1 pseudogene is annotated in these 221 nt (G+C 32.6%); it reads right to left on the reverse strand.

From position 1 onward, the window contains the following. Positions 1-221 (reverse strand): annotated as a pseudogene (locus V6255_RS18570) (histidine kinase); the annotation flags it as partial.

Here is a 221-nt window from a genome sequence, read left to right on the forward strand (position 1 = left end):
GAATATAATTTAAATAACCATAAGGTTCGCCATTAATAATGATAGGGATACGCTTACAATTTTTATCATCAGTGGCACCGCCATAATCACTGTCTATCTGCACTCCATTAACCAACTCTAAACACACCTTGGTTAAAGTAGTCTGTTTTGCTAAAGCATTTAATGCTTCTATGATAATTGGGTGTGTTAATTTAACCGTACTTAATTTTTGAGAAATATTG

The sequence above is a fragment of the Psychromonas arctica genome (assembly GCF_038155225.1).
Lineage (GTDB): Bacteria > Pseudomonadota > Gammaproteobacteria > Enterobacterales > Psychromonadaceae > Psychromonas > Psychromonas arctica_B.